We start from the raw sequence: 12,665 nt of genomic DNA, 5'->3' as shown, positions 1-12,665 counted from the left end.
GTGTGTTTGTGGATAACTCTGTGAGTATGCTCGGGTAAGGAGAACAAAGTGAAACCAATCGTAATCAAACGCGACGGATCAAGAGCTCCGTTCAACAGGGATCGTATCCAAGCAGCAGTTGAAGCAGCAGCGGAAAACAAAGATAAAGATGTCGCTATTTATGCTCTTAATGTGGCTCTTGCTGTCGAGTTACAGTTAAGAGAACACGATGAAGTTCACATCCATGAGATTCAAGACTTAGTCGAAAATGAACTCATGCAAGGTCCTTACAAAGCCCTAGCGCGTTCTTACATTGAATATCGCCACGATCGCGACATCGCTCGTGAGAAGCAAAGTGCACTAACTCGCGAAATCGAAGGTTTGATTGAAGAAAGTAATCTGGATCTAATCAACGAGAACGCGAACAAAGACGGCAAAGTAATTCCGACTCAACGTGACTTGTTGGCTGGTATCGTAGCGAAACACTACGCGAAGACGCACATTCTTCCTCGCGATGTGGTTCAAGCGCACGAAGTGGGTGACATTCACTACCACGATTTAGACTACGCACCGTTCTTCCCAATGTTTAACTGTATGCTTATCGATCTTAAAGGCATGCTGACGCATGGTTTTAAAATGGGTAACGCTGAGATTGATACGCCAAAATCAATTTCGACTGCAACAGCGGTAACAGCGCAAATCATTGCTCAAGTCGCGAGCCACATTTACGGCGGTACAACCATCAACCGTATTGATGAGGTTCTAGAACCGTACGTAATCACAAGCTACGAGAAACACCTAGAGATCGCAAAAGAGTGGAACATTGCTGAGCCAGAAGAGTTCGCAAAAGCACGCACTGAGAAAGAGTGTTACGACGCGTTCCAATCTCTAGAGTACGAGGTAAACACGCTACACACGGCGAACGGTCAAACACCATTCGTTACGTTTGGTTTTGGTCTTGGTACAAGCTGGGCATCACGCCTTATCCAGAAATCGATTCTGAAGAATCGTATTGCAGGTCTAGGCAAGAACCGTAAAACAGCGGTATTCCCTAAACTTGTATTCGGCATCAAAGATGGTTTGAACCACAAATCAGAAGATCCAAACTACGACATCAAGCAACTTGCGCTTGAGTGTGCGTCTAAGCGTATGTACCCAGACATTCTTAACTACGACAAAGTAGTGGAAGTAACCGGTTCATTCAAAACGCCAATGGGTTGCCGTAGCTTCCTTGGTACTTACGAAGAAAACGGTGAGCTGATTCACGAAGGTCGTAACAACCTTGGCGTCGTGAGCTTGAACCTTCCTCGTATCGCTATCCGTGCAAACGGAAGCGAAGAGAAATTCTACGAGCTTCTAAATGACCGCCTACGTCTTGCTCGTAAAGCACTAGAGACACGTATCTCTCGCCTTGAAAACGTGAAAGCACGTGTGGCCCCAATCCTATACATGGAAGGCGCATGTGGTGTTCGCTTGAAAGCAGACGACTCAATCGCAGATATCTTCAAGAACGGTCGTGCGTCTATTTCTCTTGGTTACATCGGTGTACACGAGACAATTAACGCGCTATTCGGTACAGAAGCGCACGTTTATGATGACGCTGTTTTGCGTGAAAAAGCGGTCGCGATCATCAAGCATCTAAAAGATGCTGTGAATCAATGGGCTGACGAAACAGGTTATGGCTTCAGCTTATATGCAACGCCAAGTGAAAACCTATGTAGCCGTTTCTGCCGCATCGATGCGAAAGAGTTCGGCGTAATTGAAGGCGTAACAGACAAGGGTTACTACACCAACAGCTTCCACCTAGATGTTGAGAAGAAGGTGAACCCATACGACAAGATCGACTTTGAGATGCCTTACCCAGAAATCTCAAGCGGCGGCTTTATCTGTTACGGCGAGTTCCCGAACATGCAACGTAACGTTGAAGCACTAGAAAACGTATGGGACTACAGTTACACCCGAGTGCCTTACTACGGTACAAACACGCCAATTGATGAGTGCTACGAGTGTGGCTACAACGGCGAGTTTGACTGTACAAGTAAAGGCTTCACTTGCCCAAGCTGTGGTAACCATGACTCAACTAAAGTATCAGTAACACGTCGAGTTTGTGGCTACCTAGGCAGCCCAGATGCACGCCCGTTTAACTTCGGTAAGCAAGAAGAAGTGAAGCGCCGAGTTAAACACCTGTAAGGTTTACTACCACTCGTTTTAACACTTTGAAAATCAACTTTAAACAGGTTGATTTTCTCTTTCGCGATAACACAGAGACGCATTATGAATTACCACCAATACTATCCAATTGACGTTGTTAACGGACCGGGTACGCGCTGCACGCTGTTTGTGTCGGGTTGTGTGCATCAGTGCCGTGGGTGTTATAACCAGTCGACGCAACGTTTGGATTCTGGTGTACTTTTCACGCAAGAAGCGGAAGACAAAATCATCGCTGACTTAAACGACACGCGTATCAAACGCCGTGGCTTGTCGTTGTCGGGTGGAGATCCGCTTCACCCTGCTAATGTGCCTCATATTTTGAAGATAGTGAAAAGGGTGAGAGAGGAGTGCCCAGGTAAAGACATTTGGGTTTGGACTGGCTACACGCTGACGGAACTGAATAACGCGCAAAGGGAAGTGGTGCAATACATCGATGTTTTGATTGATGGTAAGTTTGAACAAGACAAGAAAGACCTCAATCTCGAATGGCGTGGCAGTTCAAACCAAATCATTCATCGCTTTACGGACATCTAATCAAGCATTCTCCGCACATAAAAAGGGCTCACGCGTGCATAACGGGTGAGCCCTTTTGGTGTGAGTTCGTTAATGTCTTTTTGGTTACGCTGTCACCGATTGGTCATCTTCAACCATATTATTTATCCAACGTTTAGATTGAATACGGTAAGTCGTCAGTACGCCTTTCACTAACTCTTCCGCGAGCAGAGACATCAAGACAAAATGCAAAGGCAGCCCTAACACCATGCCTGTGTAATAAGTAAGGGGGATGCCAATAGCCCACTGACCGAACGTGTCGATGAAAATGCTATAGCGAATATCAGCGCCACTCTTTAGTACGCCGCCAATCCCAACCATGTTAAACACCCTCAAAATCATACCTAGCGCCATGACTAAACATACGTTAAGTGCCATGTCTGCATCGGTTAACGGGCTCAGTACCAATAGGTGATGAATCATGGGCGAGCTCAACCACACTAGGAAAAACAGCAAGGTGGCTAAGATTGCGCTGGTTAACACATACCACCACGCCGTTTTCTCGACTCGGTCATAATGTTTTGCACCAATATCATTCCCAAGAAGAACGGATGCAGCGACCGCAAATCCCATAAAGGTTGAAATCAGTACCCCTTCAATCGGTGATAAGAATGAGATGATCGCCAGTTCTGAAACGCCCAATTGACCATAGATGATGCTGTAAACGATCAATCCACCAGTCCAAAGTGCATCGTGGACCAACATGGGTAAAGAAACCTTAAAGTACTTTTTTCGATACTGTTTTAAGCGGCCTTGTACCCAATCGAACTTAGTCGGAATTAGGTAAGCATATCGTTTGTAGAAAAAATAAATCAAGACGGCGGTTTGGAAAAATCGAGAAACAAAACTACCTACGGCTGCACCAAATACGCCCCATTGAGGGAAACCAAATAAACCAAAAATCAAAACATAATTAAGCGCGACGTTAACGACAATGGCGGAGATACTAACGTTGGTTGCCAGTTTGGTTTGGCCCACGGAGCGCAATACCGCTTCAATCGGTACTACTATCGCCGTAGCAATGAGGCTAAAGCCCGTAACCACAAGATAATCACGTGCATAAGTGACGTATTCAGGATCGTCTGACATAAAAGAGACGATCTCTTCATCAAAAATCGCATAAAGAACGATAAACGGCAGCGTCACCAAAATGGAAATAAACCAAGATTGCGCCAACGTTCTGCGAATTCCGGCTAGGTTTCCTGAGCCGTAGTATTGAGAAGCAAGTACGGTAACTGCACCGCACAGGCCAAAGACAACCGCTAGGTTGAAGAAAAAGATACGATTTCCAACTCCAACTGCTGCCGTTGCAGATTCTCCGAGTAGGCTTACCATGAAAATATCCACGACGCCGAGCAAAGCAAAAAGCATGGACTGAAGTGAAACAGGTAGGCCAATCGTAATCAGCTTTTGCCAAAATGCTTTATCGATGTATTCGCGTGTTAAGAGCATCGCATTTCTCCTTAAAGATTAATGCGAGTAGTTTATCCTCATGATTTGGCGGTGTATTTTTCAAAGGAATCCAAAACCTTTGTAAAACTCTCTACTAACGCACATGTGAGCCAATAAATCATGGAAGATAAACAAGAACGCTACGCGATTTCAGAAAAAACTTATCAAGAGTTTATTGATCACAGTCGAGTATTAGCACTTGAGGAGAGAGGCATTGTGCAGTGCGGCATTGCCACTTGTCGTGACTTCTTCTCTGTTTATCGTAAAAACCAAAAGAAACACATGCTGCTCTATACGGTGCGTGGTAAAGGGTGGCTAGAGAGTGGGACTTATCGATACGATTTGGAACCGGGCTCGTTGATTACAGTACCCGCAGGTGTTGAAAACGGTTTTGGTATAGAAGAAGAACCTTGGCAGATCGCGTGGCTTTTTCTTGCTCCTGATAGAGAGTGGCCGATATTAGAATGCGATGTTCGCTACCAGCTTTCATCTACACCTGAAGTGATGTATGCATGTATCCAAACGTTACTACGCAGCATTAACCTTCCAATCGATTATGGTGGTGCGGTAGGTGAGCATAGTGTGGCTCAGTTAGAGCTGATGTTAAACATGCCGCCCTCAGAGTCGATATCACGCAGCCAATTGAGGCTTCGGCGTGTATTTGACCTTGTCCAACGTCAGCTCCATAAGGATTGGAGCGTTGAGCAGGTGGCGGCTCTATATCCATGTTCGGAGCCTCATTTGCATCGACTGACTCAAAAGCAGTTTGGTCGAAGCCCAATGGCACATTTAACGCGTATGCGCATGGAATATGCTGCTAGGTTACTTCGTTCAACAGAATGGCCAATTCAGCATATTGGAGAAATAGTCGGATATCCGACCAGCGCTAACTTTAGTACACGTTTTAAAGCGTGGTCGACCATGACACCAAGAGAGTTTAGAAAAAACGGTAGAGTGGATTGGTACAACGAGGAGTGAATCGTTCTTTTTCTGAACGATAGAGCGCACAAAACTCACCGCAATCCAGAATTTTGTTCTCTAATTGATGAAATAAGTGAAAAATCATTTCGTCATTTTTTGCGATGGTGTTAACGTGAGGTTCGGTACTTGAATTTCAAAGGGTTATGACTTTCATGTTTTCTAATCTCCCAACTCCCGTATTAGATCCTATTTTATCTCTATCCGTTGCATACCGTAACGATGAACGTCCAAACAAGGTTGACCTTGGCATTGGCGTATACAAAAACAGCGCAGGCGAAACGCCGATTATGAAAGCCATTCAAATGGCGCAGGATGTCGTTGTTGAAACTCAAAAAACCAAGTCTTATGTTGGTCTTGCAGGTTGCGAAGAATTTAATAAAAGCATGATCGATTTGCTACTGACGGGAACGTCTGCAATGGATCGTGTTGCAGCTATTCAAACGCCAGGTGCAAGTGGTGCGCTGCGTATGCTCGGTGATCTAATGAAGATCGTACAGCCAGATACGACGGTTTGGATTTCCAACCCAAGCTACGTAAACCACAAGCCAGTGATGGAAGCAGCAGGCCTTAAAGTTAAGTTCTACCACTATTTCTCTTCGGAAACGAAACAAGTAGACACCGAAAAAATGATGGATGATCTTGCGAAAGCTGGGCCTTCAGATGTGGTACTTCTTCATGGTTGTTGCCACAACCCAACTGGTGCGGATATTGACTTCTCTGCTTGGCAAGCCATTACAGAATTGTCGCAGAAGAACGGTTTCATCCCATTTGTGGACATTGCTTACCAAGGCTTCGGTGATGGCCTAGAAGAAGACGCAAAAGGCCTTCGTTTTATGGCAGATAACGTTGAAGAGATGTTGATTACTACTTCATGTTCGAAGAACTTTGGTCTGTACCGTGAACGAACTGGTGCAGCGATTGTGGTTGGTAAGAACATGCATGATGTAACCAATGCAAAAGGTAAACTCCTCACTCTAGCTCGCTCGACTTACACGATGCCACCCGACCATGGTGCAGCTTTAGTTAAGACCATTCTGCAAGATGACAATCTCACTTCCGTTTGGAAGCAAGAATTGAGTGAAATGCAACATCGTTTGGTTAGCCTTCGTCAAAGTTTGTGTAACGAGTTGAGAAACAACCATAATACAGATCAATTTGATTTCATTGAGGGTCACAAAGGCATGTTTACTGTGCTAGGCTTTAGTGGAAACCAAATGGCGCAACTGCGTGAAGATTATGGCATTTATGGTGTTGGCGATGGTCGAATTAACATTGCCGGACTTACCGAAACTCATATTCCATACGTAGCGGACGCAATTAAGAAAGTATCTCAAGCTTAATTGGAGTGTGGATGAAAAACTGGAAACTGATTCTGCCGCTTATGATGAGCGGCAGTTTAATTGCTTGTACGTCAACTCAAACGACGCAGGAACCTGTTGAGCCAGAGTCGCCAAAGGTCGAAGAGCCCGTTAAAGTCGAGCCAGAAGTGAAACCTGATGTAGATCCAAAGCCAGAGGTGGAGCCCAAACCAGAAGCGAAACCTGAGAAAAAGCCGGAACCAAAGCCTAAGAAGCCAGTCAAGGTCACAAAAACACCCGATGGCATGTTAATTCTTGGTTCTGAAGAATGGGTTTATGTTCCTGAAATTGACCAGACTTTCAAGGCTAGAGTCGATACAGGGGCGACAACATCATCAATTAGTGCGACTGACATTGTTCCGTTTGAGCGTGATGGTAAAGACTGGGTTAAATTTAAGATAGATTTAGGTGACAAAGACACCAAAGAATTTAAAGTACCCGTTGAGCGCTGGGCTAAAGTTAAGCAGTCTTCGTCAGAAGAGGTGGATAAACGAGCGGTGGTAAAAGCCTACATTACCGTTGGGGAGCACAAAGAAAAGACAGAGTTTACGTTAGCCGATCGCGGACATATGACGTTTCCAATTTTGCTTGGTCGAAGCTTTTTTAGAGATATCGCCGTTGTAGATGTATCGAAAAAATATGTGCAAGATAAACCTAAAAAAAACGCTAAAAACTGATGTATTACAGCTAGTTTCTGCTACAAGCTAATAATTCGTGATTAACAAAAAATGGCCTCCAAAATTGGAGGCCATTTTTATTGAATCATATGCTTGCTTGTGATGCCCTGGTAGTCATAGTCATAGTCATGTCCACTAAAATGCAAAACGAGCAGACATTACAATTTGCTGGCCATAGACACCATTATTTTTGAAATCTGCACCAAGTGATAGTTGCTGAGTTGAGTGGAATCGTGCGCCCAGATTGTAAATGGTGTTCGAATCGTCATTATCTATGATTTGGCCGATACGGCCATGTAGCTCAACATTTTGCATAAACCAAATACGAGTGCCAATATTCACTTCCGTGCGCCACTCGTCGCCGACTTTATCACTGCCGTTCTCTTTAATGTTGTGTACCAACATTTGGCCATAAATATCTGCAAATTGGCCTGCTGGCCCATTAAAGCCTATACCACCAGCAATGTCCCAGTCTCCGCTGAATTCACTGTCTGCGCGAGCAATGAAATGGGTATTCTCTGTAAAGTAGGTATTGAACTCTCCACCAAATGTACCAGGGCTAGTGCCCATGCGAAATTCCATCGTGTTGTAGTTGAAATTATTTGCATGTGCGGAAAGTGGCAAAATAGCACACAAACCAAAGGCTGCAACCTTTAGAGCTTTACCTAGCATGGTGTCTCCGGGCAAGATGATTAAAATGAACAAAAAAATGGTCTGCAAAAAGCAGACCAAGATTGATAAAGCTATCATTTTAAGTGCTTGCCGTCACTATTTAGCTGTAATCGTCACTACATCATGTTGATATGCACAGCAATCGGGGTTTGTTTTACATGACCACGAGTTGTTCGACTTCAATCTCTGGTTTGTTCCCGCCTTCAAATTCGCCAAACAGACGGACTTTAGTCGTGTGATCAATCGGAGTATTTAGCTGAATATCGTCATCGAGTTCGACCATCACTTCACCGGAACCATCGCTAAAGACAAACTTATCCGAGCGAACTTGACGCAATAAGTTACCTTCAACGACCACATCTTTTTCAGTAAACATATTGGAGTCGTTTAGCAAGGCATCCAATTTTTCCACAGTGACAGGACCGTTAAACTGGAAGTTTGATTGGTTTTGAGCGTTATCTTTCGCGAACGCGATAGAAGGAGCAATAGCTAAGGCGGCGATTGTTGCGATAATTGTATTCTTTTTCATGTTACATCCTCATCGGTTTGTTTTGATGGGGTCATTAAAACAGGGCTTGTTTGAACCAATGATGATTTCAACATTCATATTCTATTCATTTGCTTGAGTAAGTGGGGACGATGACGTTATGATTGTTCATCTTCCTCTATTCCTTACGAATGTTCATGAAATCAGCGATCCCATCTTTAATGGTTCAAGGCACCACTTCGGATGCCGGAAAAAGTGTCCTTGTGGCAGGTTTATGCCGTGTATTAGCAAGAAAAGGGATAAATGTTGCCCCATTTAAGCCACAAAACATGGCACTAAATAGTGCGGTAACCAAAGATGGCGGTGAAATAGGTCGAGCACAGGCCGTACAGGCACAGGCGTGTAATATTGAGCCAACCGTACATATGAATCCGGTTTTGATTAAACCTAACAGTGATACAGGTGCTCAGATCATTTTGCAGGGTAAGGCGATTTCCAATATGGATGCGGCTGGCTTTCATGATTACAAGAAAGTGGCGATGGACACGGTGTTAGATTCCTTCTCTCGTCTGACTCAAGAATTTGATTCGATCATTATCGAGGGCGCGGGGAGTCCTGCTGAAATCAATTTACGAGAAGGCGATATTGCAAACATGGGTTTTGCTGAGGCCGCTGATGTACCAGTGATCATTGTTGCTGATATTGATCGTGGTGGAGTGTTTGCACATTTGTACGGAACACTTGCGTTACTTTCTGAATCTGAACAAGCGCGAGTAAAAGGATTTGTTATCAACCGTTTTCGAGGTGATATTCGTTTATTGCAATCGGGCCTCGATTGGCTAGAAGAAAAAACAGGTAAACCTGTACTTGGTGTACTTCCTTTTCTCCATGGTTTGAATTTAGAAGCAGAAGACGCGATCACTGCACAGCAGGAGTTGCACTCTGAGGTAAAACTGAATGTTGTTGTGCCTGTTTTAACCCGGATTAGTAATCATACTGATTTTGATGTGCTGCGATTGAATCCAGACATCAATCTACGTTATGTAGGTAAAGGCGAAAAAATAGATAAAGCCGACCTGGTTATTTTGCCTGGGACCAAATCGGTCAGAGACGATCTGGATTATCTAAGAAGCCAGGGGTGGGATAAAGATATCTTGCGTCATATTCGTCTTGGTGGAAAAGTGATTGGTATCTGTGGCGGCTACCAGATGCTTGGAAACTTGATTGATGATCCAAACGGCGTCGAAGGCCAACCAGGTCAAAGCGAAGGACTTGGCTTGCTTGATATCACTACGACGCTAACTAACAGCAAACAGCTTACAAACACAAAAGCACAGCTTTCTCTTAACGGCAAAACAGCCAATGTAAAGGGTTATGAAATCCACGTAGGGCGAAGTGAAGTACGGGGCCTGCAACCTCTTACATTCAGTTCCGGTGAAGCGGAGGGGGCGATCAGCGAGTGTGGCCAAATCATGGGAACCTACCTTCACGGGTTCTTTGACGAGGCAGCTGTCTTAAGCCTGGTATCAGAATGGGTAAACGGCACCCAAATCAAACAACAAGACTTTGAAGAGTTAAAGGAGCAAGGCATTAATCGCATCGCAGATGCGATAGAACAACATGTGCGCCTTGATTTTTTGTTTAAATAGCCCATTAACTGATTGAACTTTATATTTAAATAACCTGTTCTTTCGCTTGCCTTGTATTGGAGTATCTCTATGAAAGCATGGAAACAGTATGCTTGCCTTACGGTAGTATTAAGCATTTCATTTTCAGCAAACGCATCAACGAACCTAAAAGTGTATGCAGCCTCTTCTATGACGAATGCGATTAACGAGATCGCGCAAAACTTTGAAGAAAAGTATGACGTTTCTATCACTCCCGTTTATGGTGGTTCTTCTGCTATCGCTCGACAAATTATCAATGGCGCACCAGCGGATGTATTCATTTCTGCGAACACGAAATGGATGGATTATTTGGTCGATAAAGACGTCATTTGTCGTGACAATGTCACAAATCTAGTGCGCAATAGCTTAGTCTTGATTGCTCCTCAGTCTTCAGAATTAACCTCATTTAACTTTTCTGATGCAAAGGCATGGGAGAAGGCATTGCATGGAAATCGTCTTGCTTTAGGCAATCCGACGTCAGTACCTGCTGGTATGTACGCGAAAGAGTCATTGACTACACTGGGTGTATGGAAAGCGGTTCAAACTCACGTCGCACCAGCAAAGAATGTGCGCTTAGCTTTGGCGTTGGTTGAACGTGGAGAAGCGCCTTTAGGTGTGGTCTACAAAACCGATGCTCAGTTAACTGATAAAGTCAAAATTGTCGGCGAATTTGCGAGTGATACGCATGCGGCTATTGTTTACCCGGCAGCAATTGTGAATGATTCTACTGAGTCGGAGCAGTTCTTCCAGTACCTAAAATCGGACGAAGCCGCACGCGTTTTTGCTCAATATGGCTTTCAGCAATAAACCGGCCTTCAATTATAGGAACGAAGCGTGACAGAACTGGAATACCAAGCCTTAATGTTAAGCCTCAAAGTAGGCGCGTACGCAGTACTTTGGCTGATTCCTCTCGGCGTTTTTCTTGCTTGGCTACTTTCTCGAAAAACGTTCTTTGGTAAATCGATTCTCGATAGCTTAATTCATTTACCACTGGTATTGCCGCCAGTGGTAATCGGCTATTTATTGTTGATTTCTTTAGGACGACAAGGGTTCCTTGGAAAGTGGCTCTATGAAAACTTAGGGGTAGTATTTAGCTTTAATTGGAAAGGGGCAGTAGTCGCTTGTATTGTCGTGGCTTTGCCTTTGATGGTTCGTTCAGTACGCTTAAGCTTAGATAGCGTCGACCCTAAATTGGAGCACGCAGCCTCTACGTTAGGCGCTTCTCCTTTAAAAGTGTTTCTCACCGTCACGTTACCACTGACCGTTCCCGGAATTATTACGGGAACGATGCTGTCATTTGCTCGTAGTCTTGGCGAATTCGGGGCGACGATCAGTTTCGTCTCTAACATTCCGGGTGAGACCCAAACGATTCCGCTGGCAATGTACAACTTTATTGAAACGCCAGGTGCAGAAATGCAGGCGGCTCGTCTGTGTATCATTTCTATCGCGTTAGCCTTGTCTACATTAATGATCTCTGAATGGCTAAATCGTAAAGCGGCAAGCAGATTGGGTGCGAAGCAATGACGATTAAAGTCCAATTTAAACAAATGCTTGGTGAGACTGACTTCGACATCAAACTTAAGTTACCCTGTAACGGAATTAGTGCCTTGTTTGGACGATCTGGTGCAGGTAAAACGACGTTGATTAACATCATCAGCGGATTGGTCACTCCAAGGCAAGGGTATGTTGCGGTTGGTGAGCATGTTTTGTTTGACAGTGAACAGGGAATAAACCTACCAACGCACAAGCGTGGCATTGGCTATGTGTTTCAGGATTCACGTTTGTTTCCTCACTATTCGGTTCAAGGCAATTTGTTGTATGGCGTTAAAGAAAAAGATGACGAGTATTTTGATGCAGTCACCGAACTCTTGTCTATCAAACCGTTACTAAAGCGCTTTCCGGTATCACTTTCTGGTGGTGAAAAGCAACGTGTTGCGATTGCGCGCGCATTGCTATCTAAGCCCAATTTGCTTTTGATGGATGAGCCACTTGCCTCACTCGATATGCCAAGAAAGCGTGAGGTAATGCCTTTTCTCGAGGAGTTGTCGGAGAAGGTAAATATCCCTATTATCTATGTCACACACAGTCTCCAGGAAATTTTAAGGCTTGCTCAGCACCTTGCAATTATTGACCAAGGTAAAATTTCGAGTTCAGGTAAGCTTGAAGAGGTGTGGGCTTCTCATGCTATGCGTCCATGGCAATCTTTCTCAGATCAAAGCAGCTTATTTGAAGGCCGGATTGCTGAACATCATGAACGTTATGCACTGACTTGTATCAGCCTTGCACCTAATGTATTCCTGTGGGTGCAAAAGATTGACGGAACACCAGACACGCCAATACGCTTGCAAGTGCGTGCCAACGACGTTTCTATCACGCTCGAGCAGCCCAAGGCGACGTCGATTCGAAATATTCTGCCTGCTATTGTCGATTCCATCGAAGTGTTTAACGCAGCCGATGACAAACAGAGTATTAATGTATCACTCAAGCTAGACGAGAAATGTTATTTGTGGGCAACGATCACACCGTGGGCCCTTGACGATCTCAACCTAAAAATTGGTAGCCGTGTTTTTGCACAAATTAAAGGTGTCAGTGTGACACAAAAAGATATGGCACTAGCGCCTCATTAACC

The 12,665-nt window shown here is 44.5% G+C and carries 12 protein-coding genes; 9 read left to right on the top strand and 3 right to left on the bottom strand.

Features of this window, described 5'->3' with window-relative positions:
• Positions 1-48: 48 nt before the first annotated feature.
• Positions 49-2,169, top strand: coding sequence for an anaerobic ribonucleoside-triphosphate reductase (gene nrdD, locus R7Q41_RS13110; protein ID WP_005388026.1), 2,121 nt, complete (start codon positions 49-51; stop codon positions 2,167-2,169).
• A gap of 84 nt (positions 2,170-2,253) precedes the next feature.
• Positions 2,254-2,724, top strand: coding sequence for an anaerobic ribonucleoside-triphosphate reductase-activating protein (nrdG, locus tag R7Q41_RS13105; RefSeq protein ID WP_017634628.1), 471 nt, complete (start codon positions 2,254-2,256; stop codon positions 2,722-2,724).
• An 84-nt stretch (positions 2,725-2,808) separates the two neighbouring features.
• Here the strand turns inward: nrdG and R7Q41_RS13100 are convergent, their stop codons facing one another.
• Entirely contained in the window at positions 2,809-4,194 is a 1,386-nt protein-coding gene (locus tag R7Q41_RS13100) for an MATE family efflux transporter (protein ID WP_005388027.1), read from the bottom strand.
• 120 nt (positions 4,195-4,314) lie between these two features.
• On the opposite strand from R7Q41_RS13100, the gene R7Q41_RS13095 reads away from it, so the two are divergent.
• The 3 genes from R7Q41_RS13095 (at position 4,315) to R7Q41_RS13085 (ending at position 7,210) form a co-directional block, all read left to right on the top strand.
• Entirely contained in the window at positions 4,315-5,172 is an 858-nt protein-coding gene (locus R7Q41_RS13095) for an AraC family transcriptional regulator (protein WP_025767758.1), read from the top strand.
• Positions 5,173-5,327: 155 nt separating this feature from the next.
• Positions 5,328-6,515 (top strand): aromatic amino acid transaminase, encoded by a 1,188-nt coding sequence (locus tag R7Q41_RS13090; RefSeq protein WP_033907052.1) that lies wholly within the window; start codon positions 5,328-5,330, stop codon positions 6,513-6,515.
• 11 nt (positions 6,516-6,526) lie between these two features.
• On the top strand, positions 6,527-7,210 hold the full coding sequence (locus tag R7Q41_RS13085) for an ATP-dependent zinc protease (RefSeq protein ID WP_033907053.1): 684 nt from the start codon (positions 6,527-6,529) through the stop codon (positions 7,208-7,210).
• Positions 7,211-7,345: 135 nt separating this feature from the next.
• Here the strand turns inward: R7Q41_RS13085 and R7Q41_RS13080 are convergent, their stop codons facing one another.
• Entirely contained in the window at positions 7,346-7,882 is a 537-nt protein-coding gene (locus R7Q41_RS13080) for a hypothetical protein (RefSeq protein WP_017634623.1), read from the bottom strand.
• Positions 7,883-8,036: 154 nt separating this feature from the next.
• Positions 8,037-8,411, bottom strand: a complete 375-nt coding sequence (locus R7Q41_RS13075) for a YgiW/YdeI family stress tolerance OB fold protein (RefSeq protein ID WP_033907054.1) — start codon at positions 8,409-8,411, stop codon at positions 8,037-8,039.
• A 155-nt stretch (positions 8,412-8,566) separates the two neighbouring features.
• On the opposite strand from R7Q41_RS13075, the gene R7Q41_RS13070 reads away from it, so the two are divergent.
• The 4 genes from R7Q41_RS13070 (at position 8,567) to modC (ending at position 12,663) form a co-directional block, all read left to right on the top strand.
• Positions 8,567-10,018, top strand: a complete 1,452-nt coding sequence (locus tag R7Q41_RS13070) for a cobyric acid synthase (RefSeq protein ID WP_033907055.1) — start codon at positions 8,567-8,569, stop codon at positions 10,016-10,018.
• Positions 10,019-10,087: 69 nt separating this feature from the next.
• Positions 10,088-10,843, top strand: a complete 756-nt coding sequence (modA, locus tag R7Q41_RS13065) for a molybdate ABC transporter substrate-binding protein (RefSeq protein WP_104976083.1) — start codon at positions 10,088-10,090, stop codon at positions 10,841-10,843.
• A gap of 27 nt (positions 10,844-10,870) precedes the next feature.
• A complete protein-coding gene (gene modB, locus R7Q41_RS13060; RefSeq protein ID WP_104976084.1) occupies positions 10,871-11,560 on the top strand; it encodes a molybdate ABC transporter permease subunit in 690 nt (229 codons plus the stop codon).
• Positions 11,557-12,663 (top strand): molybdenum ABC transporter ATP-binding protein ModC, encoded by a 1,107-nt coding sequence (gene modC / locus R7Q41_RS13055; protein WP_005376229.1) that lies wholly within the window; start codon positions 11,557-11,559, stop codon positions 12,661-12,663. The genes modB and modC overlap by 4 nt, the downstream gene beginning before the upstream one ends.
• Positions 12,664-12,665 lie beyond the last annotated feature (2 nt).

Origin of the sequence: Vibrio sp. 2096 (genome assembly GCF_033339595.1) — a bacterium.
GTDB lineage: Bacteria > Pseudomonadota > Gammaproteobacteria > Enterobacterales > Vibrionaceae > Vibrio > Vibrio alginolyticus.
This window is presented reverse-complemented; position numbering and strand designations above follow the sequence as displayed.

Bases quoted from the DNA above. Each gene is read 5' to 3' on its own strand.
- nrdG (WP_017634628.1), top strand. From the start codon at position 2,254: ATGAATTACCACCAATACTATCCAATTGACGTTGTTAACGGACCGGGT.
- modC (WP_005376229.1), top strand. From the start codon at position 11,557: ATGACGATTAAAGTCCAATTTAAACAAATGCTTGGTGAGACTGACTTC.
- R7Q41_RS13085 (WP_033907053.1), top strand. From the start codon at position 6,527: ATGAAAAACTGGAAACTGATTCTGCCGCTTATGATGAGCGGCAGTTTA.
- R7Q41_RS13095 (WP_025767758.1), top strand. From the start codon at position 4,315: ATGGAAGATAAACAAGAACGCTACGCGATTTCAGAAAAAACTTATCAA.
- R7Q41_RS13070 (WP_033907055.1), top strand. From the start codon at position 8,567: ATGAAATCAGCGATCCCATCTTTAATGGTTCAAGGCACCACTTCGGAT.
- R7Q41_RS13100 (WP_005388027.1), bottom strand. From the start codon at position 4,194: ATGCTCTTAACACGCGAATACATCGATAAAGCATTTTGGCAAAAGCTG.
- R7Q41_RS13075 (WP_033907054.1), bottom strand. From the start codon at position 8,411: ATGAAAAAGAATACAATTATCGCAACAATCGCCGCCTTAGCTATTGCT.
- R7Q41_RS13090 (WP_033907052.1), top strand. From the start codon at position 5,328: ATGTTTTCTAATCTCCCAACTCCCGTATTAGATCCTATTTTATCTCTA.
- modA (WP_104976083.1), top strand. From the start codon at position 10,088: ATGAAAGCATGGAAACAGTATGCTTGCCTTACGGTAGTATTAAGCATT.
- R7Q41_RS13080 (WP_017634623.1), bottom strand. From the start codon at position 7,882: ATGCTAGGTAAAGCTCTAAAGGTTGCAGCCTTTGGTTTGTGTGCTATT.